The organism is Curtobacterium sp. CFBP9011, assembly GCF_034045095.1.
Taxonomy (GTDB): Bacteria; Actinomycetota; Actinomycetes; order Actinomycetales; family Microbacteriaceae; genus Curtobacterium.
Genome location: NZ_JAXCWN010000004.1, coordinates 50,106 through 70,771, shown reverse-complemented (window position 1 = coordinate 70,771; position 20,666 = coordinate 50,106). Strand labels below are relative to the sequence as shown.

Annotated in this window: 27 protein-coding genes; 10 read left to right on the top strand and 17 right to left on the bottom strand. The window is 71.9% G+C overall.

Going from position 1 to position 20,666, the window contains the following annotated elements; translation table 11 throughout:
• Nucleotides 1–36: 36 nt before the first annotated feature.
• From SOM35_RS09960 to SOM35_RS09940, 5 genes are all read left to right on the top strand, one after another.
• Nucleotides 37–2,001: an alpha/beta hydrolase gene (locus SOM35_RS09960; RefSeq protein WP_320515277.1), complete on the top strand. Its 1,965-nt coding sequence runs from the start codon at nucleotides 37–39 to the stop codon at nucleotides 1,999–2,001.
• A 110-nt stretch (nucleotides 2,002–2,111) separates the two neighbouring features.
• Complete coding sequence (locus SOM35_RS09955; protein WP_221849267.1) at nucleotides 2,112–2,510, top strand: hypothetical protein; 399 nt, start codon at nucleotides 2,112–2,114, stop codon at nucleotides 2,508–2,510.
• The gene (locus SOM35_RS09950) at nucleotides 2,507–2,995 is read left to right on the top strand and encodes a hypothetical protein (protein ID WP_320515276.1); all 489 of its coding nucleotides are present in this window, start codon (nucleotides 2,507–2,509) and stop codon (nucleotides 2,993–2,995) included. Before SOM35_RS09955 ends, SOM35_RS09950 begins: the two co-directional genes overlap by 4 nt.
• Nucleotides 2,992–3,516: a hypothetical protein gene (locus SOM35_RS09945; RefSeq protein WP_320515275.1), complete on the top strand. Its 525-nt coding sequence runs from the start codon at nucleotides 2,992–2,994 to the stop codon at nucleotides 3,514–3,516. The genes SOM35_RS09950 and SOM35_RS09945 overlap by 4 nt, the downstream gene beginning before the upstream one ends.
• Before the next feature lie 7 nt (nucleotides 3,517–3,523).
• Complete coding sequence (locus SOM35_RS09940; RefSeq protein ID WP_320515274.1) at nucleotides 3,524–4,009, top strand: hypothetical protein; 486 nt, start codon at nucleotides 3,524–3,526, stop codon at nucleotides 4,007–4,009.
• A 50-nt stretch (nucleotides 4,010–4,059) separates the two neighbouring features.
• Here the strand turns inward: SOM35_RS09940 and SOM35_RS09935 are convergent, their stop codons facing one another.
• The 10 genes from SOM35_RS09935 to SOM35_RS09890 all read right to left on the bottom strand — a co-directional run bounded on the left by SOM35_RS09935 (nucleotide 4,060) and on the right by SOM35_RS09890 (nucleotide 12,373).
• The gene (locus tag SOM35_RS09935; RefSeq protein WP_320515273.1) at nucleotides 4,060–4,524 is read right to left on the bottom strand and encodes a hypothetical protein; all 465 of its coding nucleotides are present in this window, start codon (nucleotides 4,522–4,524) and stop codon (nucleotides 4,060–4,062) included.
• Between the two features lie 107 nt (nucleotides 4,525–4,631).
• Nucleotides 4,632–4,916 carry a hypothetical protein gene (locus tag SOM35_RS09930; protein WP_320515272.1) on the bottom strand — a complete coding sequence of 95 codons (285 nt, stop codon included), beginning with the start codon at nucleotides 4,914–4,916 and terminating at the stop codon, nucleotides 4,632–4,634.
• 81 nt (nucleotides 4,917–4,997) lie between these two features.
• Nucleotides 4,998–5,918, bottom strand: coding sequence for a PfkB family carbohydrate kinase (locus SOM35_RS09925; RefSeq protein ID WP_320515271.1), 921 nt, complete (start codon nucleotides 5,916–5,918; stop codon nucleotides 4,998–5,000).
• Nucleotides 5,915–7,423, bottom strand: a complete 1,509-nt coding sequence (locus SOM35_RS09920; protein ID WP_253465641.1) for a purine-cytosine permease family protein — start codon at nucleotides 7,421–7,423, stop codon at nucleotides 5,915–5,917. Before SOM35_RS09920 ends, SOM35_RS09925 begins: the two co-directional genes overlap by 4 nt.
• 88 nt (nucleotides 7,424–7,511) lie before the next feature.
• Nucleotides 7,512–8,552 carry an ADP-ribosylglycohydrolase family protein gene (locus SOM35_RS09915; protein WP_320515270.1) on the bottom strand — a complete coding sequence of 347 codons (1,041 nt, stop codon included), beginning with the start codon at nucleotides 8,550–8,552 and terminating at the stop codon, nucleotides 7,512–7,514.
• Nucleotides 8,549–9,259 (bottom strand): GntR family transcriptional regulator, encoded by a 711-nt coding sequence (locus SOM35_RS09910; RefSeq protein WP_320515269.1) that lies wholly within the window; start codon nucleotides 9,257–9,259, stop codon nucleotides 8,549–8,551. The genes SOM35_RS09915 and SOM35_RS09910 overlap by 4 nt, the downstream gene beginning before the upstream one ends.
• A gap of 56 nt (nucleotides 9,260–9,315) precedes the next feature.
• The gene (locus SOM35_RS09905; RefSeq protein ID WP_301221614.1) at nucleotides 9,316–9,771 is read right to left on the bottom strand and encodes a hypothetical protein; all 456 of its coding nucleotides are present in this window, start codon (nucleotides 9,769–9,771) and stop codon (nucleotides 9,316–9,318) included.
• Complete coding sequence (locus SOM35_RS09900) at nucleotides 9,768–10,367, bottom strand: hypothetical protein (RefSeq protein WP_320515268.1); 600 nt, start codon at nucleotides 10,365–10,367, stop codon at nucleotides 9,768–9,770. Before SOM35_RS09900 ends, SOM35_RS09905 begins: the two co-directional genes overlap by 4 nt.
• A gap of 348 nt (nucleotides 10,368–10,715) precedes the next feature.
• The gene (locus SOM35_RS09895) at nucleotides 10,716–11,753 is read right to left on the bottom strand and encodes a zinc-binding dehydrogenase (protein ID WP_320515267.1); all 1,038 of its coding nucleotides are present in this window, start codon (nucleotides 11,751–11,753) and stop codon (nucleotides 10,716–10,718) included.
• Between the two features lie 53 nt (nucleotides 11,754–11,806).
• Nucleotides 11,807–12,373, bottom strand: coding sequence for a TetR/AcrR family transcriptional regulator (locus SOM35_RS09890; protein ID WP_320515266.1), 567 nt, complete (start codon nucleotides 12,371–12,373; stop codon nucleotides 11,807–11,809).
• A 91-nt stretch (nucleotides 12,374–12,464) separates the two neighbouring features.
• Here SOM35_RS09890 and SOM35_RS09885 point away from each other — a divergent pair, with 91 nt between their 5' ends.
• The gene (locus SOM35_RS09885; protein WP_320515265.1) at nucleotides 12,465–13,541 is read left to right on the top strand and encodes a zinc-binding alcohol dehydrogenase family protein; all 1,077 of its coding nucleotides are present in this window, start codon (nucleotides 12,465–12,467) and stop codon (nucleotides 13,539–13,541) included.
• Nucleotides 13,541–14,227, top strand: a complete 687-nt coding sequence (locus SOM35_RS09880) for an NAD(P)-dependent oxidoreductase (protein WP_320515264.1) — start codon at nucleotides 13,541–13,543, stop codon at nucleotides 14,225–14,227. Before SOM35_RS09885 ends, SOM35_RS09880 begins: the two co-directional genes overlap by 1 nt.
• Here the strand turns inward: SOM35_RS09880 and SOM35_RS09875 are convergent.
• The 5 genes from SOM35_RS09875 to SOM35_RS09855 form a co-directional block, all read right to left on the bottom strand.
• Nucleotides 14,224–14,391 (bottom strand): hypothetical protein, encoded by a 168-nt coding sequence (locus SOM35_RS09875; RefSeq protein ID WP_320515263.1) that lies wholly within the window; start codon nucleotides 14,389–14,391, stop codon nucleotides 14,224–14,226. The two genes, SOM35_RS09880 and SOM35_RS09875, sit on opposite strands and share 4 nt — an antisense overlap.
• Nucleotides 14,384–14,542 (bottom strand): hypothetical protein, encoded by a 159-nt coding sequence (locus SOM35_RS09870; RefSeq protein ID WP_181439167.1) that lies wholly within the window; start codon nucleotides 14,540–14,542, stop codon nucleotides 14,384–14,386. The genes SOM35_RS09875 and SOM35_RS09870 overlap by 8 nt, the downstream gene beginning before the upstream one ends.
• A 147-nt stretch (nucleotides 14,543–14,689) precedes the next feature.
• Nucleotides 14,690–15,004 carry a DMT family transporter gene (locus SOM35_RS09865; protein WP_320515262.1) on the bottom strand — a complete coding sequence of 105 codons (315 nt, stop codon included), beginning with the start codon at nucleotides 15,002–15,004 and terminating at the stop codon, nucleotides 14,690–14,692.
• Nucleotides 15,004–15,342: a DMT family transporter gene (locus tag SOM35_RS09860; protein ID WP_445082755.1), complete on the bottom strand. Its 339-nt coding sequence runs from the start codon at nucleotides 15,340–15,342 to the stop codon at nucleotides 15,004–15,006. The genes SOM35_RS09865 and SOM35_RS09860 overlap by 1 nt, the downstream gene beginning before the upstream one ends.
• A gap of 5 nt (nucleotides 15,343–15,347) precedes the next feature.
• The gene (locus SOM35_RS09855) at nucleotides 15,348–15,962 is read right to left on the bottom strand and encodes a TetR/AcrR family transcriptional regulator (protein WP_320515261.1); all 615 of its coding nucleotides are present in this window, start codon (nucleotides 15,960–15,962) and stop codon (nucleotides 15,348–15,350) included.
• Nucleotides 15,963–16,112: 150 nt separating this feature from the next.
• Here SOM35_RS09855 and SOM35_RS09850 point away from each other — a divergent pair, with 150 nt between their 5' ends.
• Genes SOM35_RS09850 through SOM35_RS09840 form a run of 3 tightly spaced genes read left to right on the top strand, consistent with a single transcriptional unit; the run spans nucleotide 16,113 to nucleotide 18,057 of the window.
• Complete coding sequence (locus SOM35_RS09850) at nucleotides 16,113–16,997, top strand: alpha/beta hydrolase (RefSeq protein WP_320515260.1); 885 nt, start codon at nucleotides 16,113–16,115, stop codon at nucleotides 16,995–16,997.
• A 44-nt stretch (nucleotides 16,998–17,041) separates the two neighbouring features.
• Nucleotides 17,042–17,536: an ASCH domain-containing protein gene (locus tag SOM35_RS09845; protein ID WP_320515259.1), complete on the top strand. Its 495-nt coding sequence runs from the start codon at nucleotides 17,042–17,044 to the stop codon at nucleotides 17,534–17,536.
• The gene (locus tag SOM35_RS09840; protein WP_320515258.1) at nucleotides 17,533–18,057 is read left to right on the top strand and encodes a hypothetical protein; all 525 of its coding nucleotides are present in this window, start codon (nucleotides 17,533–17,535) and stop codon (nucleotides 18,055–18,057) included. Before SOM35_RS09845 ends, SOM35_RS09840 begins: the two co-directional genes overlap by 4 nt.
• A gap of 110 nt (nucleotides 18,058–18,167) precedes the next feature.
• Here the strand turns inward: SOM35_RS09840 and SOM35_RS09835 are convergent, their stop codons facing one another.
• Nucleotides 18,168–19,370 carry an FAD-binding domain-containing protein gene (locus SOM35_RS09835; RefSeq protein WP_320515257.1) on the bottom strand — a complete coding sequence of 401 codons (1,203 nt, stop codon included), beginning with the start codon at nucleotides 19,368–19,370 and terminating at the stop codon, nucleotides 18,168–18,170.
• A gap of 281 nt (nucleotides 19,371–19,651) precedes the next feature.
• Entirely contained in the window at nucleotides 19,652–20,635 is a 984-nt protein-coding gene (locus tag SOM35_RS09830; RefSeq protein ID WP_320515256.1) for a type IV toxin-antitoxin system AbiEi family antitoxin domain-containing protein, read from the bottom strand.
• Nucleotides 20,636–20,666 lie beyond the last annotated feature (31 nt).

The following is a 20,666-nucleotide window of genomic DNA, read 5'->3' as shown; positions in this document are numbered from 1 at the left end:
AGCACGCCTGTGAGGGTGCGCAGGGGGGAAGACATCGTGGGGGACATCCAGTACGACGAAGCGTCCGCCGACGCACTCGTGCGCGCGGCAGACGCCGCTGCCGAACAGCTGCGCGGGCAGGGCACCGGCCGCCGGGCCGCGGTCGAGAAGGGCACCGACGACTTCTCGGGCGCCTACGCCACACGCTTCGAGGAGTCGGCGCAGATCGAAGCGGCGGACCGGCCGAAGCTCGCGACCGTGCTCGACGACCTGAGCGACCAGGTGACCGCGGCGACCGCGGCCGCGAAGCGCGAACGTGAGCGGCAGGAGGACCTGGCCGCGTGGCAGGTCCGACAGGACGAACGGGACCGCAAGGCTGCCGAGTCCCCGACCACGTTCTTCGAGCCCCCGCCCGCACTGGGCTTCGACGTCAAGCCGTCCGAGACACCGATCGCGCCGCCGAGCATCTCGGCAGCGTTCTCGGCGCGGTCTCGGACACGGACCGGCAGCGGGACGTCCGGCGGGAAGAGTTCAGCCGACCCGGACCACCTGCGGTCCTTCGCGGCGGACTACCGGGCCCTCGACCTGGCGACGACGGAGAAGCAGACGACGCTGCGCAACGCGTGGAACGGCTTCACGGGCTCGTGCGGGTGGGTGCGTGTCTCGTCAGCGACCTTCTTCATCGGCTTCGACCGGTTGCTCGAGGAGAACGGCGAGGACGCTGCCTGGGCCGACCGGATCGCCGACGCGTTCGAACGAGCGGGCGGTCAGGGGTCGATCTCGAACGCGACGCTCGACGTCTCGGCCGCTGCGGAGTTGCCGGCGGCCATCACGGAGCTGCTCGACCCGGACCTCACCCCCGCGCAGGTCGCCGAGCGCTGGGCGGCGCTCCGGTACTCGAAGGCGGACCAGCGCGACCTCGAAGCCCTCCCGATCCCGGTGCTCAGCAAGATCGGCAACCTGGAGGGGGTCGACTACTGGGCACGGGACACCGCCAACCGTGCGGTGCTCGACGCCCGCATCACCGCTGCCGAGCAGGAGGTCGAGTCCCTGCGCAACACGATCGCCTACGACAACGGGGCCTCGTGGGGGAAGGCGTCGACGAACCTCGAAGCGCTCCAGGCGATCAAGACCGCCAGCAAGTTCCAGGGGGACAGCAAGGCCGGAGAGCGGTTCATCGTCTCCCTCACCGACGACGTCCCACCGCTCGCAGCGGTCTCCATCGGCGATCTCGACACCGCCGACAACGTCACCTGGGCCGTGCCCGGCATGGGTTCGGACACGACGGGCATGGTCGGCTGGACGGACTCGGCGCAGAACATCTACGACCAGCAGAAGGACATCGGTCCCGACGATCGAGCCGTCATCAGCTGGATGGGCTACGACACCCCGCCGCAGCCGGTCATCTCGGGGGAACTGGACTTCGGCGTCCTCGGCAGCGAGTACGCCCAGAAGGGCGGCGACAACCTCGCGGACTCCATCCGAGGCCTCGACGCCGTGCGCTCGGGCGATGTACCGACGACGAACATCGTCGCGCACTCCTACGGGACGACCGCCTCGGCCTACGCGCTGACCCAGAGCGACGTCCACGTGAACACGCTCACGACCGTCGGGTCCGCCGGCCTGCCCAACGAGATCGACCAGGCGACCGATCTGCACGTCGACGACGTCTACGCCGGACAGGCGCAGGACGTGTGGCTGATCGAGCCGGAGAAGGGCGACCAGTGGGCGTGGACGGGGCGCCTCAGTCCAGAACACAGCCAGAACCCGATCGACCCCGACTTCGGAGCCACACCGTTCGGTACCGACGGGATCGTGACGGACGGGGGCGACGTGAACCCGGTGGAGGACCACGGCACGCACACGGGCAACGGCCGGGGGTACCTCGATCTGGGTACCGAGTCCCTGCGGAACGTCGGCTACGCCACGACCGGGCATGCCGACGACATCACGGCCGACCCGCCGAAGGGCCCGACCCAGTACCAGAGGTCCATCCTCGAGACGCCGCAGTGGACACTGTGATGGTGCATCGAGGAAGCCACGGCCCCGTCAGGACGAGCATCGGCGTCGCTCTCGTCCTGACGGCGGGCCTGACCATGACCAGTTGTAGCGACAGCCCCGGAGGCAGCACAGTGAAACCGTCGGATGCGAAGAAGTCCGTCGTCGACCTCGTGAAGGAGTCGACCGACGCTGTCGGTGGCGAATGGACGCTCTACCGAGGTCCCTCCGCTGAGGTCTGCGAGCAGCCCGGAGGCGGTGAGGGTGCACGTTTCGTGTACATCCTCGAGCGCGCCGGCGCGGACGGTGCCGCTCCGGCCGCCGACATCCGCAAGGTGGAACAGCTCTGGAAGAGCAAGGGGATCACGACCGAGCGCTTCGAGAGCGGGAGCGCTGACCCGCTCACCGGCATCAACGGGGTGGACGGTCCCGTCACCTCCGTGGGGTTCAACGCGTACCCGCAGGGCTACACGATCAGCGGAGTCTCGAAGTGCTCCGACGGTGACGTCGCGGAACTGCGCCAGGCGGAGTGAGAACACGCGTCATCTGCGCGGTCGCCACGGTTGCTGCCGTCGCGCTCCTCCTCACCAGCTGTGGGAGCAGCGGGTCCGGCGGGACCGGGCGACAGCCGTCGACCGTCGAGAAGTCGATCGTCGATCTCGTCGAGCGCTCCACCGCAGCACTCGGCGGCAAGTGGGAGGTGTACAGCGGTCCGTCGGTGGAAGCTTGCGGCGACGGCGCTTCTGACAGCGCGCGCTACGTGTACATCATGGACCGTGTCGACCGACCTGGCGGCGACCCGACCGCGGACCTCGACGAGATCAAGGAGCTCTGGAAGGGCGACGGTATCGAGGTCTCCGACTACGAGAGCGGCGGTGCGGACCCACTGCTCGGCGTCCGCGGATCCGGCGGCCCGACGACGTCCATCGGCTTCGACGCCTTCCCGAAGGGCTACAGCATCACCGGGGTGTCCCAGTGCGCTGACGGGAACGTGAGCGAACTACGCAAGTCGGAGTGACCGGCATGACGAACAGGAGACCACTCGTGGATGCTCTACGGGCAGCCGTGGCAGCGATCGGGGCGCTGCTCTGCCTGGGCACGCTGGCGGGCTGCAGCGCCAGCAGCACCTCAGGCGACAGCGGCCGCGAACCAGCAACCGTGCGGAAGTCCGTAGTCGATGTCGTCGAGCGCTCGGCCGCCGCTGTCGGCGGGAACTGGAAGATCTACAGCGGCCCCTCCGTCGAAGGGTGCGGGGACGGCGTGGAAGACAAAGCCCGTTACGTCTACATCATGGAACGGTCCGGCTCGACCGGTGACGAGCCGGCCGACGACGTGAAAGCCATGGCGGAGTTCTGGGACGGCGAGGGGATCGCCACCACGGCGTACAAGAGCGGCGGGGCGAACCCCCTCCTGGGGATGCGGGGAAAGGGGGGTCCGATCACGACGATCGCCTTCAACACGTACCCGGAGCGCTACAGCATCACCGCGGTCTCCGCGTGCGCTGACGGCAACGTGAGCGACCTGCTCGAGGACGAGTGATGACGCGATGACCGGCGCGGATCTCATCCGAGGGCTTCGGGGAACACTCGTCGTGGTGCTGGCCGTGGTCGCCCTGTCCGGCTGCAGTGCCGGACAGACCGACGCGCGGCCATCGGTCGTGAAGAAGGAGATCGTCCACTCCGTGACGCTCGCAACGTCGGACATCGGCGGCGACTGGCGGGTCTACCGCGGGCCTGACGTGGAATCGTGCAGCGACCATGACGAAGACCACGTCCGGTACGTCTACATCGTGGAGCGTCCGAAGAGCGCGGACGACGACGTCGCCGCCGACATGCGGAAGCTCGAGGGATCGTGGGAACACGCGGGCATCGCCGTCGAGCGGTTCTCGACGAAGGGGGAGAACCCGACCGTCGGGCTCCGGGGATTCGGCGGCCCCGTCACGTCGATCGGGTACGTGTCGTACTACGGCGGCTACCGGATCACCGGTGTGTCAAAGTGCGCTCCCGGCGACGCCCTCGAGCTCTCGGACTGACTCCGAACAGCAGGCCGCAGTCGGAGTGACCGCCGTTCACCCGCGACGCATCACTCCTGACTGTCGCGACTGATCTGATCGAAGTCTCCCGCGACGCATCGTGAATCGCCCTCGATGCTGTAACCCTCAGAGCTCGCGAGGAAGTCGACGGAACCCACCGGCCCGCCAGTGCCGCGGACGCCGCGGACCGGATCGCTGCCGCCGCTCTCGTAACGCTCGGTCGTCACACCCTGACGCTTCCAGAGTTGCTCGACGGTATCGACATCTGCCGCCGGGTCCTGGCCCGCGGGGCCGTACTTGATGTACACGTACGAGATCCCGCCGAGGCCGGGGCCTCGATCGCACTTCCCGAGGCCCGGGCCACTGTCGACCTCCCACCCGTCCCCGAGCGCAGTGGTCGAGCTGTCGACGAAGGCCACGACGGACTTCTTCGCTTCCTCCGCGGTCGTCCCGATGCCGCTGCCACAGCCGGTCAGGACCGTCGCGGTGAGCAGCACCGCGCCGAGCGACCCCACGATCAGCCCTGCTCGTCGCCGTCCGTTCATGGCCCCCCACCCGATCCGTCGCCGCCGCACCGCGCATCCGCGCGGCTCCAGCCGCCGTGCTCGCGTCCGGCGACCCTCTACTGCGCGAACAGCACCTGGACGACCGCGATGACGGCGACGATCGCGATCGGCACGCCGGCGATCACCAGCGCGGCCGGGATCTGCGTCCGTCGGATCGTCCGGGGGCCGCCGGCGCCGCGGGCGAACTCCGTGGCCGCGACGAGTTCCGGCGCAGCGGCGGGCGGGATCGGCGGCGGAGCGGGTCGGTCGTCCTCGAACGCCGGGACCTCGACCACGAAGGCGGCCGGGTCCACGGTCGGGGGCAGCTGGGTGTACCGGTTGCGTACGGTTCGTTCGTCCATGGTGGCCCTCCCTCCGTGCACACTATGCCGCCTGCCGAGGGTCCGGTAGTGCAACCAGTTGCTCGCACCTCCGCTCACGGTTCACGCCCCGGCGAGCAGCGCGTCCGTCTCGTCCGCCGTCGGAGCGGTCGCCGGTCCGGGGCGGGTCACCGCGAGTGCTGCCGCCGCGTTGGCCCGGCGGACGGCGTCCTGGAGGCTCGCCCCACGACCCAACGCCGCCGCCAGTACGCCGTCGTGTGCGTCACCCGCCCCGTTGGTGTCGACCGCGACGACGGGGAACCCGGGGACCAGGACCGGTTCGCTGCCGGACTCGACCACCCAGCAGCCGTCGGCACCGTCCCGGACCAGGGCGGTGCCCCGCGCTGCCGCGGCGATGGCGGCGGCAGCCTCGGCGAGGGTGGCCGACGTCGGGGACAGCAGGCGGGCCTCCCGGCTGTTGGCGCTGACCACGTCGGAGCGGGCGGACACGGCGGCCAGGACGGCTGCCGGCAGGGTGTCGACGAGGGGTGACGGGTCGAACACCACGCGGACGGACGACGGCACCGTGCCGAGCCAGTCGGCGATGGCCGCGCCGTTGATCGGGTGTGCCAGGCCGTAGCCGGAGACGAAGACGACGTCGTCGGCGCGGAGCGTGACGCGGTCGAGGTCGGCCCGGGTGAGCTGCCCTTCCGCGCCGACGCTCGTGACGAAGGTGCGTTCGGTGGTGGCGTCGACGAGGGCCACGCAGTAGCCGCTGTCGACGTCCGGGAGCCCGGGCTGCACGACGGTGACCCCGGACTCCTCGAGCGCCTGGCGGACGACGTCGCCGAACGGGCCGGTGCCGTACTGCCCGGCGAAGACGACGTCCATGCCGTCGCGACGGGCGGCGACCATCGTGTTGAGGCCACCGCCGGCCGTGATCTCCGAGCCGTCGGCGATGACGTCGCCGCCGGGCTCGGGCAGGGCACCGATGCGCATCACGATGTCGACGATGACGTTGCCGACGGAGACGAGGCGGCTCATCGAATCGTGTGCTCGGTGCGCGGGAGCGGTGCGGACTGGTCGGGCTGCTCGTGCAGGGTGCCGCGCGGGCCGCCGGTGAGCAGGTAGACCGCCGCGGCGACGATGAAGGTGACGACCCACCCGAGGCCGTTCGCGCCGATCCAGGTGTCCGAGAACGCGCCGACGAACACCGGGTCGGCGTCGCCCACCTGGACGTTGGTGAACAGGAAGCCGACGACGATCGCGACGACCCAGGCGGTCACGGCGCGCCAGGCGATGCCGCCGGCGTACCAGTAGCGACCGCCGCGGCGCAGGTCGAGGAGCGCGCTCGGGTCGTACCAGGTGCGGCGGAGCATGTCGGCGATGAAGACACCGAGCCAGGCGGTGATCGGGACGGCGAGCACCGAGATGAACGTGATGAACGGCGCGTAGAAGCCGTCGGCGACGAGCATGAAGTACATGGCGCCGAGCGTGGTGATGACGACGTCGACCGCGACGGCCCACACCCGCGGCACCTTCACGCCGAGGGTCAGCGTGGTGAGGCTCGCCGAGTACACCGACAGGTGGTTCGACAGCAGGAGCCCGCCGAACGCCGCGATCAGGTACGGCACGGCCATCCAGCTGGGCAGCATGTCGCGGATCGCGGCGACCGGGTCACCGGCCTGGGCGAGGGTCGGGTCGCCGGCGGACACCAGGGAGCCGAGCCCGACCAGGACGACGAGCGGGATGCCGGCACCCGCGGCGCTGGCGGCGACGAGCTTGCCGGCGCGGACGCTGGTGCGCGTGTAGCGGGCGATGTCGGCGCCGGCGGTCGCCCACCCGATGCCGGTGCCGGCGGCGATGGTGCCGATGCCGATCACCATGGCGGCGACCGGGCCGGCGGGCTGGGCACCGACGACGTCCCAGTCGATGCGGGCGACGAGGAACACCGCGACGAAGACGTTGAGGGCACCGAAGACCCACGTCGCCCACTTCTGCACGGCGACGATGAACGCGTGGCCGAGGCCGGAGATGAGCACGGTCGCGGCCACGAACAGCAGGATCGCGACGACGGTGACGACCGGGTGCGCCTTCGAGCCGCCGTCGGTGCCGAACAGGATCGTGAACAGCGAGAGCAGCACGAACGCGGCCGTGGTGGTGTTCACGGTCTCCCAGCCCAGACGGCTGAGGAGCGAGACGGCGGTCGGGCCGATGTTGCCGCGCACGCCGAAGACCGCACGGCTGAGGGTCAGACCGGGAGCTCCGCCTCGACGACCGGCGATCGAGATGACCCCGACGACCGCGAACGACCCGGCGGCACCGATGACGGCGACGAGCAGTGCCTGCCAGACGGTGAGGCCCTGGAACGCGACGAGGGTGGCACCGAGGGGCAGCCCGAGGATCGAGATGTTCGCGGCGAACCAGACCCAGAACAGCGCACCGGGTGTGCCGGTGCGTTCGGCGACGGGGACCGGCTCGATGCCGCGCTGTTCGATCGTGGTCAGGGTGCCGGACTTGGTGCCGGTGTCCGTGGGGGTGGTGGTCATCAGGTCCTCTTACGTCATCGGAAGGGTGCGAGGGGTGAGGCCGGGCGACGGTGAAGGGGGGACACCGCCGCCCGGCGGTCTGTGGGCGCTACCGTCGAGCGGCGGCGCGGAGGACGAGGAGCTGCTGGGTTTGCTCGTCGAGGTGCAGGTCGTTGACGGTCTCGACCTGGCGCACGGCGTCGTCGGACCAGGCCGGAGCACCGTGCACGGCGCCGAGGACGGCTCCGGCCATCGCGGCGATGGTGTCGGTGTCGCCGCCGATGCTGGCCGCGGTGCAGACGGTCTGCCAGGGGTCGAGGTCGAGGGCGACGAGGGCGAGGGCCGCGACGACCGACTCCTGCGACGCGACACTCGTCCCGATCAGTCCGGAGACGACGTCGATCCGCTGGTCGGCCGGCACGCTGGCGAGGTGTCCACGGGCCCACTCGGTGCGCTCGGCGATCGAGGCGCCGGCGACCCAGTGCCCCCGGGTCGCACCGACGCGTGCGGCAGCGATCGCCACGTCGAGTGCCTCGGACCGGGTCGCACCGTCGATGCCGGCGGAGACCGCGGCGGCGATCGCGCTGGCGCCTGCGATGCCGAGGCCGGTGTCGTGGGTGACCCGCGAGGCGTCCTGCACCGCGTCGACGAGTGCAGCGACACCGCCTGATCCGGTTTCACCGACACCATCGAGGGGCGTCGCGATGCCGACCGGGGTGATCCGCATCGCGGCACCGTTCGTGGTGCCCGTCGAGCCGGCTTCAGAGGCCGGGACCCCGTCGAGGATGCGCTGCACGGCCGTCTTGGTACTCGGTCCGAGGAGGTCGAGCGAACCCTTCGCCGCCATCGTCCGCTCCCAGGCGATGAGCGCCTGGGCGAAGTCGACGGGGTCCAGTCGTCCGTCGCCCTGCACGAGCAGCTGCGCCACGAGGACGGCCTGCTCGGTGTCGTCGGTGATGCTCGCCGCGGGCATGCCGTGCGCGATCCGCTGGTGGGGCCCGGCGTCGACGAACCCGTCGATCACCCCGTGGTCGGCACGGATCTGGTCGAGGGACATCGACTGCGTGGGCATGCCCAGGGCATCACCGATCGCGAGCCCCCGGAAGGCCGCGAGCGCGTGCTCGTACTCGTACTCGGCGGTGGTCGTCACGACGCGCTCCCGAACTTCATGTGCAGGCGGAACCGGCTCGGGTCGAGCAGGCTGTCGACAGCCTCCACGAACGTGCCGTCGGCCGTGCGGGAGACCCGTCGGCTGCGGAGGAACGGCTCGCCGACCGTCCTGTGGAGGGAAGCCGCTTCCTCCGCGGTGAGCGGCTGGAGGTCGACCCACTGCTCGGCGAGCGCAGGCACCAGGCCGGCACTGGCGATGGTGGCGGTGAGGGAGTCGTCGACGAGCCCCTCGTCGACGGCGCGGGCCAGTCTGCCGAACGGCGGCACCAGGCTGCGCTCGAGCGAGATGTCCGGCCCACCGACCACGTGGCGAACGCGGTCGACCGCGATGAAGTCGGGGTCGTCGAGCCCCAGCTCGGCGGCCTGCCCGGGTCGGCTGACACGCTCGATGCGCAGGACCCGGACGGCGATCTCGGTACCGGTGGCGGCGAGCGACCGGGCCCAGCCGCTGCGGGGGTCGAGCGCGGCGCCGTCGAAGGTGACGATCGAGCCGATGCCGCCGTGGATGGCGATGTACTCCTCGTCGGCCAGGTCGGCGAGCGCCGCCCGCACGGTGCCGCGGCTGACGGCGAAGCGCTCGGCCAGGTCGTGCTCGCCCGGCAGGCGTTGGCCCGGGGCGTACCGACCCGTGGCGATCGCGTCGCGCAGGGCGTCGGCGACGAGGCGTCGCTTCGATGAGACCGGCATGGACAGGAGACTACATGTACAAGACCTGTTCAGCCAGCCAGTGCGAACTCGAACGGTCAGCGACGCGAATGCGGACCATCACCGACGACGAGCACGACGAGGAGCACCGTCACCCCGAGCAGCAGCAGGCCGAACGCGATCGAGGCACCACCGAAGCTCGCACCCACGCCGAGCCAGAGGAGTCCGGCGCCCCCCGAGATGATGGCCAGCACGATCCCGGCGGAGTTCACGGGCGCGCGCGGCGCGGGCACCACCCACAGGGCGACCACCGTGGCGACGGCAGCCACGAGCGGACCCCAGACGAGCATCGGGAACGCGATGCTCGCGAGCGCGGACAGACCGGAGGCCTGGGCGAACATCAGGATCGGGAACGGCAGGCCCACCAGCAGCACGTCGACGACGAGCGTGAGCCAGGCGAGGACCCGCCAGTGGAGACGAACCGGCACGGCGACCGCGGTCTCCCCGTCGGGCCCGCGCACGGGCGGACGGACTCCGCCGCTGTTGGCGGTCATGGGATCCGCACCGGGTCCCACGCACCGTTCAGCCGGAGGGTGAACAGCAGCGGATCGTCGTTCGGCCGGAACGACGTGCTGGGCCCGAAGTCCAACCCGCCAGCCTTCGGCACGCCGGCCTCGACACCGACCCGCTGGGACGCATCCACCGGGTCGACCGCGTCGGCCGACGCGATCTTCTCCTCGAGCTCACCGACGGAGGTGTCCGGCAGATCGAGCTGTCGGAGCACGTCGCGGTACCCGTCCACCCCGGCCTTCGCGCCGGCCACCGGCACCGTGTTGACACGGAGGTGGAACAGCCGTCCCTTCGGCAGGACCACCTCGCCCGACGCGTCCTTCATCTCCTGCGCGTTGTCGAGCGCGTCGAAGACCACCTGGGTCGCCTGGACCCGGACCTGCTCGCCGCCGGGGAGCAGGAACCGGACCGGTCGTCCCCCCGCTGCCTCCGAGCCGTACGCACCGACCCGGGTCCGCGCGCCGTCCGGGACGTCCGTGTCGATCCCGAACGCCTCGACCGAGGGCGGCACCGTCAGGTCCCAGGTCTCGATCCCGTTCTCGGAGGACCGTGCGGTGGGTTCGGGGCCTCGATGGCTCACGCCGTGCTCGCTTCCGTCGGAGCTGGCCGACCCGGCGGGTGCCGGGCCGTCGGGTCCGGGTGCGCATCCGGTGAGGAGCACGACCACGAGGGCCGCGACCGCGGGTCCGACGACCCGCCGTGACGGTGTCACCGCCGCGCACCGCTCTGCCCGGTGGACGCACCGTCTGCAGAACGCGTCGCCCTGATCAGCGCCCCCGCTGCAGCGTCGTCGAATTCGACCCCCATGCTCGGCATCGTAACCACGTTGCCCGGACAGCGGTCCGGCGAGATGCTCGCGGCCGACGGTTCGACGGACGGGAGGCCCGTGGCCGGCTGGTCCGGCGCCTCCCGTCCGCCTCCGATCCGGCTACAGCACGACGACCGTCGTCCCCGCCGACGTCGCCGGACGGTCCATCGCCTCGAGCGCCGCCGGTGCCTCATCGAGCGGGATCGTCCGACCGACCAGCGGCGCGGGATCGAGCCGGCCGTCGGCGATCTCGGCGAGCATCGCCGGGTACTCGTGCGCGGACATACCGTGGCTGCCGAGCAGTTCGAGCTCGAGTCCGATGACCCGGCCGAGGTCGACCTGCGGGGTGGCGTCCGCCCCCGCCAGGAGTCCGACCTGCACGTGCCGACCACCCGGGCGGAGCGCGGCGATGCCCTGGCGGACGAGGGACGCACGTCCGAGCGCCTCGACGACGACGTGCGCGCCGCCGTCCGTCGCGACGCGGATCTGCTCGTCGACGTCATCAGACCGGGCATCGACCGTGGTGGTGGCGCCGAGGGTGCGGGCGAGCGCGAGCGCCTCGGCGGAGACGTCGACCGCGACGACCCGGGCACCACGCGAGACCGCGACGACGATCGCCGAGAGCCCGACTCCCCCGCATCCGAAGACGACCACGTGCTCCCCAGCCGCCGTGCGTGCACGGTTCACGACGGCCCGGTAGGCGGTGGCGAAGCGGCAGCCGAGCCCTGCGGCCGTGGCGTCGTCGATGGCGTCGGGCACGGCGACCAGGTTGGTGTCGGCGTGGTGCACGACGACCTGTTCGGCGAAGGACCCGGGCCGGTCGAAGCCGGGCTGGGTCTGGTTCGGGCAGATGCTCTGGCGGCCGGCGATACACGTCGGGCAGGTGCCGCACGCGTTGACGAACGGTGCGGTCACGCGGGTGCCGGGCTGCCACTGCCGGACCTGGTCGCCGACGCGCTCGACGACGCCGACGAACTCGTGGCCGGGGACGTGCGGCAGCGCGACGGTGTCGTCGTGGCCGTGCCAGGCGTGCCAGTCGCTGCGGCAGACGCCGGTGGCGACGACCCGGACGACGGCGGCGTGCGGTGGGCACGCGGGCTCCAGCACGTCGGTGACGACGGGCGTCGCGGAGAAGGAGTCGAAGGTGACGGCGCGCATGTGCCCGATCCTGCCACCCGGAGGGCCGACGCCGGACGGTCAGCGCCGGACGGTCAGGGCCGAGCCGCGAGGGGCAGCGCGGCCAGGACCTCGTCGATCACCACGGACATCGGGCGGGCGGTCGCCGGGTCCTCCTCGACCCAGGACTCCAGCGCCACCTGGAACACGAGCACGCCGATCTCGGCCAGGACGGTGGCCTGCAGTGGCGTCTCGCCCCGTCCGACGAGGGCGCCCCGGGCAGCGCGCACCAGGTCGGAGCGCTTCCGGGCGTCGCGGTCGCGGAGTTCGTCGCTGCCCTCGACGATCCGGCGCCAGGCCGCTGTCTGGGCGTGGTTGCCGTCGAAGCGTGCGGCGGCGACCTGGTGCAGCACGCTGCGGATGACCTGCATGGGTTCGAGGTCGGCGGGGGCCTCGGCGATGAGCCGTGCGGCGTTCTCGGGGATCTCGTCGCCGGCGAAGACGACCTCGCGCTTGTCGGCGAAGTGCCGGAAGAACGTCCGGGTGGTCAGACCGGCACGTGCGGTGATCTGCGGCACGGTCGTGGCCGCGAAGCCCTGCTCGGCGAAGAGTTCGAAGGCCGCGCGCTCGAGTCGTCCTCGTGCATCGGGAGCCCATCGCATCGGTCGATCGTACCTGATGACACGACGTGCCATGAGGGCCTACGATGACATCACGTGTCATCACGCTGGCACCGAGGAACGAGGAACCGAAATGACCGCCGCCGACCCCATCACCACACCGCCGAACGAAGCACTGTTCCTGCTCGGCCCGCGCGGCCCCTTCGAGGTCCGCCCGACCCCGATGCCCACCCCCGGCAGCGGCGAGCTCGTCGTCCGGGTCCGCGCGGTCGCGGTGAACCCCGTCGACGCGATCACCGGCCCGCTCCGCCGCCTCGTCTCGCCGTGGGTGCGGTTCCCGACCGTCCTCGGCAGCGACGTCGCTGGCGAGGTCGTCGCGGTCGGCCCCGACGTCACGGACCTCCGGGTCGGCGACCGGGTGACCGCGTTCGCCGCCGGACAGGAGAAGGCGCGGAACCGCGCGTCCGAAGGCGGGTTCCAGCGGTACGTGACGGTCCTCGAGCGCGTCACCACGCGCCTCCCGGCCGACGTCGCGTTCGACCGTGCCGCGGTCCTGCCGCTGGCACTCGCGACGGCCGCCGCCGGCCTGTACGAGGCGGACCAGCTCGGCCTGCCGTTCCCGACGGTCGGGGCGTCCCACGCGGACGAGGTCGTCCTGGTCTGGGGCGCGTCGACGAGCGTCGGCATGAACGCCGTCCAGCTCGCCCGCGCCAGCGGCTACACGGTGGTCGCGACGGCCGGACGGGCGAACCACGACCTGGTGCGCGCCCTGGGCGCCGAGGCCGTCGTCGACTACCGCGACGCCGACGTCGACCGTCAGGTCGTCGCGGCACTCGGCGGACGGCGCCTCGTCGGCACCGTCGCGATCGGGAAGGGTTCCCTCGGACACGCTCTGCGCATCGCACGCTCCGCACCCGGCACGAAGCGGATCGCATCCGCCTACCCCGACCCGGTGACCAGCATGCGCTCGCGCATCGAACGACTCCGCGGCATGCACGTCACCGCGATCTGGGGCGGCACCCCCGTCGTCTCCCCGGTCGGACCGGCGGTCTTCCGCGACTTCCTGCCCGCGGCGCTGGCCGACGGCCGGTTCCGCCCGGCACCCGAGCCGACGGTCGTCGGCGACGGACTGGAGGCCCTCCCCACCGCCCTACAGACCCTCCGGAACGGCGTCTCGGCGACCAAGATCGTCGTCGGGATGGACGCCTGATGCCGTCGCAGCGCACGCTCCTTGTGTTCGGCGGGACCGGGCAGACCGGCCGCCACCTCACCGACCTCGCCCTCGCGGCCGGACACCGCGTCCGCGTCCTCGCCCGCACGCCCGCGAAGGCCGGACCCACACGTGCCGGACTCGAGGTACGGCAGGGATCCGTGACGGAGGAGCTCGACCTCGACGGACTGCTCGACGGTGTCGACGCGGTGGTCTCGCTGCTCGGCGACGTGCAGGCGCAGCGGACCGCGATGGTGAACACGGCGTTCGTCCGACGCCTGGTGCCGGCGATGCGCCGGGCCGGGGTGCGCCGGTTCCTGTACCAGGCAGGTGCCCTCAGTGCGCCGCCGCACGCACGGTTGACGCCGACGCTCTGGGCGATCCGGAACACCGTCGCCCGCAGCTACGACGGCCAGCACCGGGACAACGAGGCGGTGATGCGGTACCTGGCCGACGAGGCGATGGACCTCGAGTGGATGGTGCACCGCGCCGGCATCGGGTCGGACGGCCCCTCGAAGGGCGTGCTCGAACGGACCGAGGGGACGCCGGGCATCGGGACGTTCGGGGACTGCGCCGCGTACGACCTGCGGCTGCTGGACGACCCGACGGCGGTGCACACGATGAGCCTCAGCGCGTACCGGAAGACCGGCCGGCGGGCAGGGGGCGTCGCGCGGGACCGCAGCTAGCGGAGCCGCGGTTCGGCGCGGAAGAAGTCGGAGTACCGCGGCTCCCCCGGCTCCCAGAGACGCGAGGTCACGATGGCTGCCAGGTCCTCCGGCGGGGTCAGGCCGTGCCGCCGCCACTGCGCCGGATCGGCCCGGGCGGCGCTGATCGCGTGCCGGTCAGCCACGGGCACCGTCCCGCCGGTCGTCGTGGTGCAGGGTCTCGCGCGGCGGCACGGGCGGCCGTCGGCACCGGCCCAGGCTGATCGACCGGGTCGGCGGCAGAGACACGTCGGCGGGGTCGATCCGGGTCGCGATCGGGGTGATGGTGGTGAACACGGGCGTCCCTCCCGGGGATCAGTGGAGCGCCCGACCAGTGGGATCTGGACGCTGATGTATCAACGTCCTCATGTGTACGACATGCAGACTGATATGGCAATGACCCGGTTCCGTTGGGGACGCCACCCCCGACCTGCACCATCTGGATCAGTGCCCGAGCTCGACGAGCAGCACCCCCACGATGATGAGTCCGATGCCGGCGAGCATCAGCCGGGTCAGCGGCTCGCGGAACAGCACGCGCCCGAGCACCGCCGTCAGCGCCACCCCGGTCGCCGCCCAGATGCCGTAGGCGACCCCGATCGGCAGCCCCAGGGTCAGGGCGACCGCGAGCAGGCTGAACGCGACGATGTACCCGACCACGACCGGGACGTAGTAGCCCTTCTTGCCGTCGGTGGCGAGCTTCAGGCTGATCGTCGCGGCGACCTCGGAGACGATCGCGATCGCCAGCAGGACCCATCCCATCAGTGCGCCTCCCGCTTCCGTGCGGCCAGCGCTCGCTGCGAGCCGAGCTCGACGAGCAGCACCCCGACGGCGATGAGCGTGATGCCGATCCCCATCACGAGGGTGAGCGCCTGCCCGAACAGCACCGCCGCCAGCACCGCGGTCAGGGCGACCCCGGACGCTCCCCAGATGCCGTACGCGACGCCGATGCCCATCCCGCGGCGGAGCACCAGGACCAGCATCCCGAACGCCACCAGGTACCCGACGACGACGAGCGCGTACCAACCGGCGTGCTCGACGGCGGCCTGGAGCGCCAGGGAGGCGGTGACCTCGGCGACGATCGCGGAAGCCAGGAACACCCACTTCACGATGCGCTGCCGTCCACGAGGGTGGCGGTCGTCCGGGCCGCGAGCGCGATGGTCGCGGCGGCAGCGGCGTCGTCGCGGTCCTGCAGCCAGGCGGTGCTGACGCCGTCGGCGAGCGCCACGAGCAGGCGGGCCACGGTCTCCGGGGGTACGGTCCACCGGAAGCGCCGGTCGTCGGTCCACGCCTCCAGGTGGGCACGCACGGCGGCCACGTAGGCGCGTTGCTCCCAGTCGGCGACGTCCTGGAGGCCCGGGTCACGTCGTGCGAGGGCGAACAGCTCCACGAGTGCGAGCGCGGTCGCGGGGTCGGCGCGGGTCGTGTCGAGGTGGGCGGTGAGGCCGGCGGTGATCCGGGCCTCCGGGGCGAGTGCGGCGGTGGCGGTGGCGAAGGCGGCGGCCATCGCGGTGCGGAGTTGGCGTTCCAGGACGGCACGGAAGAGCGCTGGCTTCGTGGCGAAGCAGTAGTGGAAGGCGCCGTGCGGCAGCCCGGCGCGACTGGTGACGGCGCGGGTGGTGACGGCGGCGACGCCCTCGTCACGCAGCACGGCGAGCGCGGCGTCGACGAGCTGGTCACGGCGTTCCTCGACGCTGCGGTGCTCCTGGGTGGTGGTCATGCTGCGACCGTAGCGTCGAACTTGGCCAGTTGGCCGAGTCTCCCAGCGTCTTCGGGGCTGATCGGGTGCTGAAGGGTTGCGCAGCGTGTCGCGAGGGCTTCCCCAGTGCTCCCTGGGAACGTCGTCGCACCACAACGGAAGAGGGGTCCGATGACCGCACTGTCGCGACGCACGCTGCTCATCGGCGGCGGCTCGGTGGTCCTCGCGGCCGCGGCCGGCGCCGTCCTGGTCGAACAGCGCGTGCTGCCCGGACGGTCCTCGGCGGAGCGGCTGCTCGGCATGACCGGACCGGCGGGCGTCGTCCCCACCACCGCACCCGGTCGGCGCCTCGGAGGCTCGTTCACCTCGACCGCCCGCGGCGGCGCCGAGACCGGGTGGACGATCAGCTACCCGCCCGGGTCCCGCGAAGGTGACCCGCTGCCGGTCGTCGTGTCCCTGCACGGGTACGGCGGCAACCACCGCAGCAGCTTCGACCACGGCATGCACCTCGACCGGTTCCAGGCGGCAGGCCGGGCAGCGGGCGAGCCGGCGGTCGCGATCGCCTCGGTCGACGGCGGCAACGACTACTGGCACCCCCGGGCCTCCGGCCGAGACCCGCACCGGATGCTCGTCGACGAGTTCCTGCCCCTGCTGCACGACCACGGGTTGGACGTCGGACGGCTGGGGCTGTTCGGCTGGTCGATGGGGGCGTACGGGGCACTCCTGGTCGGCAGCACCCTGGGGCCCGAGCGGGTCCGGGCCGTCGCAGCGAGTTCGGTGGCGCTCTGGCCGACCCCGCAGCGCGCAGCCTCGGGGGCGTTCGACAGCGCGGCGGACTTCGCCCGGCACGACCTGACCGCACGGACCGCGGCACTCGGCGCCCTGCACACCCGGATCACCTGCGGCACCGCAGACGCCTTCTGCCCGGGCGACGAGCAGCTCGTGCACCGGATCACGCCGGCGCCCACGTCGAGCTTCACCCTGGGCGCACACGACTGGTCGTACTGGCGGCGCGAGGCTCCGGAGCAGCTGCGGTTCCTCGCGGCCGCGCTCTGAGGGGTTCTGGCACCGACCGAGTCGACACCGCTAGGGTCGGCGCCATGGACGCAGTGTCGCCTGCCGTGGCCGCCTTCTGGGCCGCCCGCCGTCTGGAGTCCCGGGACCTGCCCGTGGAGGTCCCTCTTGCCTGGGGCTTCGGCGCGACACCCGAGCACGCCGACGAGCTGCTCGCGTTGGTCCTGAACGGCGTGAAGGACGGCACGGCATCGTCGCTCTGGGACTACGAGGCGACCGCGGAACCGCTGCCCGAGGTCGGTGAACACAGCGTGGTCCTCGACGGCACCGGGCAGCCCCGCGCGGTCATCGTGACGACGGACGTCCGGACCGTGCCGTTCGACCGGGTCGACCCCGAGCACGCCCGAGCCGAGGGTGAGGGCGACCGGACGCTGGCGTACTGGCGGGCCTCGCACGAACGGTACTGGCGGGAGCACTCCGAGGACCCGCGCGGCTGGGCGCCGGACATGCCCGTCGTCTGCGAGCGCTTCCGGCTGCTCTGGCCGACCCCGAGCGACGGGCCGACCCGGAGCGAGTCGTGACCTGGCTCCGGCGCCACACCCTCGTCGCAGCGGCCCTGGTCGCCGTGGGCCTGGTGTCCGTCACCGCCTGCGCGTCCGGGTCGAGCGGCTCGCGGGCGCGGATGTACGACTCGGTCAGCAGCATGGCCGACAGCAGCTCCCTCGTCGTCACCGGCACCGTCGACGAGCAACGGGTCACGAACGACGTCGCGAACGCCGGCCCCACCACACTGTCCACCGTCCGGGTCGTGGACACCGCCAAGACCGACGCCGACCACCCGGCGGGGTCCACGGTCATCGTCCGCCAGCGCGGCACCGCCCGGTCGTCGCACCCGGGGATGCTCCTCCGGCAGGGCACCACCTACCTGCTCTACCTGCGTCCGTCCGCACTCGAGGGAGACCTGGCCGAGCAGTTCTTCGTCACGGGCGGAGCCGCCGGTGTGTACGTCGCCGAGGACGGTCGGACTGACTTCCGCCGGGGCATGGACGAGGGCGACGACCTCCCCGCCCGCCTCAGCCTCGCCGACGCCCTGGAGGGGTGAGCCGGCCGCTCCCGCCGCGGACGACCGCACCCCTCGGCGACGCGGCCGGGGGCAGACGGACGGGAGGCGCGGTGCCAGCTGGCACCGCGCCTCCCGTCCGTGGGCCGGACTCAGCCCGCCACGAGCTGACGGACCAGCGCCGGGATGCGCTCACGGAACGGGAAGAACCCGCGGGACGCGAAGGGCCACGACGCGCTGTCCCAGCGGCGACGGACGGTGACGAGGGCGACACCCTCCGCCGCGAGGGCGGCACGCAGCGCGCCGAGCCGCTCGTGGACCGGCCCGACGGGTGCGTAGGGCACCACCACGGTGTCGAGCTGCTCGGACTCCGCCCACCGCAGGACCGTCGACGGCAGCGTGTCGGCCAGCACCTGTGCCGGACGGCCGCCCGCGTCCGGCGTCCGTCCGGCAGCGTCGTCGACGGCGGTGGCCGTGAAGGCCGCGACGAGGTCCGAGACCGCGAACGGGGACCGTGCGCCGGGGTCCCCGGCGACCGCCGTCGCCACGGGGGCGGTCAGCTCAGGGTGCTCGGCGAGCAGGCTCGATGGCTCGAGGTCCTCCTCGTGCAGCAGCAGACCGGCCCGGTCGCCGATCACGCCCACGACGTCGTCGGACGCGATCGGCGTGCGCGGAGGTAGCGGCTCCTCGGCGAGCGCCCGGGCCGTCGTCGCCAGCCCGGTCGGCGAGAACCGCCCGTCCGTGTACCGCGCGATGTTCGATGCCGTCGCCAGGTACGTCTTGCCAGCGGTCTGCAACCCGGCGACCCACCGCCACGACAGGGTGTTCGAGGCCGCGTCGCCGTCGAGCAGGTGCCGGTGGAAGAAGTCGGCACCGAGCTGCCACGGCAGGCCGAGCGTGAAGACCCAGATGCTCGCGAACCACATGCGCGTGTGGTTGTGCAGGTAGCCCGTTTCGACCAGCTCTCGTACCCAGGCGTCCATCGCGTCGATGCCGGTCCGGCCGTGCACCGCGTCGTCGTGGCCCGCCGGCAGGGTCCCGGTCGCGAACTCGTCGACCTCACGCCGGTACCGGCGCCACACCTCGGGGTTCTGCTCGAGCCAGCCCTTCCAGTACGTGCGCCAGAAGACCTCCTGCACGAACTTCTCGGCCGCGGGCAGGCTGTGGCGGTCGAGGACGGCTGCGACGACCTCGTGCTCGGTCACCAGGCGGTGGCGCACGTACGGCGACAGGCCCGAGACGTTGTCCCGCGATGCGCCGAGGTCCGCGTTCCGGTCGCGGGCGTAGTCACGGCCGGCGCGGGGGACGAACTCGTCGAGGGCGTCGAGGCCGGCAGCTCTGGTGGGGATGAACACCCCCTGATCATGCTGGCGACCCCCGACGGTACGGCGGGGTGCAGCGCATTCCGCGCCACATGACGGACGGGAGGCTCGGTGTCGGCTGGCGCCGCGCCTCCCCTCCGGCAGTCCCCCGCTACGAGAGCCACGTCCCGGACGCTGGGTCCCACCTGCCGGAAGCGACGGAACCGTCGAGGACCGGCCCGACCATCCGGTTCGTCAACGCCTCGGCCTGCTGCCGTGATTGTGCTCCATCATCGCGGCGACCTTGTCGGCGATCTGCTGCTCGACAGCGATCATCACGTAGTCTGCGGCGGGAGACCCCCGCCCCGCTCTGCGAGGTCCCGGAGCATGGCTTCCGTGGCCGGCGGCAGGGCGATCTTCGGCAGCGCTGACTGGGGGAGCATCACGCGTGGCAGGTTCCGCGTCAGGTCCCCTGCACGAGCCTTCGTGACGGGGGCGATCATCCACTCGACCTGCTCCGCCAGCTGCTTCTGGACCGGCGCGAGGATGTCCGAGACCATCGCGGCCGTCCTGGCGTTCATGTCGTCGATGATCGGCGCGAGGACTCGCTGCATCTGCTCGCCGATCTCGGCAGTCAGACGTTCTGTGAGGTCAGTGCTGACCACGAGGTCCTGCAGACGCTCTGCATCGACCCCGGCACGAGTGCGCAGCTCCGCGTACAGCTCGGTGCCGCTTGCATGGCCGAGCCGCCTTGCGTGTGTGTCGAGGTGGCCGACCAGAGAGGGGACATCGAGGTCGTTGTCCGAGCGTTCGGCGTCGCGGAGAGCATCTGCCACGAGAGACAGATCACCCTCGTCCAGAAGATCCGCGATCGTGCGCTCGGGAGTGGTCACGGGAAGGCCGTCGAGGATCATCACGTCCGACGCAGAGAGGCTTCGGCGGCTGTAGCGGACATCATCGTGCCCGGTCTGGCGACGCTTCGCCGTGTACAGCAGGTACGGCGTCGGGTAGAGGTCACCGATCCCGTGGACCCACGCCGCAGCCGCGCCACCGATGACGACGTCCGGGCTGGCGAGCCGGTCGTGCGCGATGGTCGCCGGATCGCTGGCGAGCCAGGCAGCACGGACGTCCTCGAGACGATCTGTCGGCGTCCCCGGCAGCCGGTACACGCCCGGCCGCATCCGCTCGAGCGTGCCGGTCTTCTCACGGCGGGCCAGGGTGCTCCGAGCGATGCCCGCAGCGCTGGCCTGCGCCGCCGTGAGCATGCCCCACTGGCCCGCGGCAAGGCGAGCAAGCCGACCCTCAGCAGTGACAGACATACTGTGATCATACGCGCTAGCGCAACAGAAT

Bases quoted from the DNA above. Each gene is read 5' to 3' on its own strand.
- SOM35_RS09940 (WP_320515274.1), top strand. From the start codon at position 3,524: ATGACCGGCGCGGATCTCATCCGAGGGCTTCGGGGAACACTCGTCGTG.
- SOM35_RS09930 (WP_320515272.1), bottom strand. From the start codon at position 4,916: ATGGACGAACGAACCGTACGCAACCGGTACACCCAGCTGCCCCCGACC.
- SOM35_RS09925 (WP_320515271.1), bottom strand. From the start codon at position 5,918: ATGAGCCGCCTCGTCTCCGTCGGCAACGTCATCGTCGACATCGTGATG.
- SOM35_RS09920 (WP_253465641.1), bottom strand. From the start codon at position 7,423: ATGACCACCACCCCCACGGACACCGGCACCAAGTCCGGCACCCTGACC.
- SOM35_RS09910 (WP_320515269.1), bottom strand. From the start codon at position 9,259: ATGCCGGTCTCATCGAAGCGACGCCTCGTCGCCGACGCCCTGCGCGAC.
- SOM35_RS09905 (WP_301221614.1), bottom strand. From the start codon at position 9,771: ATGACCGCCAACAGCGGCGGAGTCCGTCCGCCCGTGCGCGGGCCCGAC.
- SOM35_RS09895 (WP_320515267.1), bottom strand. From the start codon at position 11,753: ATGCGCGCCGTCACCTTCGACTCCTTCTCCGCGACGCCCGTCGTCACC.
- SOM35_RS09890 (WP_320515266.1), bottom strand. From the start codon at position 12,373: ATGCGATGGGCTCCCGATGCACGAGGACGACTCGAGCGCGCGGCCTTC.
- SOM35_RS09885 (WP_320515265.1), top strand. From the start codon at position 12,465: ATGACCGCCGCCGACCCCATCACCACACCGCCGAACGAAGCACTGTTC.
- SOM35_RS09880 (WP_320515264.1), top strand. From the start codon at position 13,541: ATGCCGTCGCAGCGCACGCTCCTTGTGTTCGGCGGGACCGGGCAGACC.
- SOM35_RS09865 (WP_320515262.1), bottom strand. From the start codon at position 15,004: ATGGGATGGGTCCTGCTGGCGATCGCGATCGTCTCCGAGGTCGCCGCG.
- SOM35_RS09855 (WP_320515261.1), bottom strand. From the start codon at position 15,962: ATGACCACCACCCAGGAGCACCGCAGCGTCGAGGAACGCCGTGACCAG.
- SOM35_RS09850 (WP_320515260.1), top strand. From the start codon at position 16,113: ATGACCGCACTGTCGCGACGCACGCTGCTCATCGGCGGCGGCTCGGTG.
- SOM35_RS09845 (WP_320515259.1), top strand. From the start codon at position 17,042: ATGGACGCAGTGTCGCCTGCCGTGGCCGCCTTCTGGGCCGCCCGCCGT.
- SOM35_RS09830 (WP_320515256.1), bottom strand. From the start codon at position 20,635: ATGTCTGTCACTGCTGAGGGTCGGCTTGCTCGCCTTGCCGCGGGCCAG.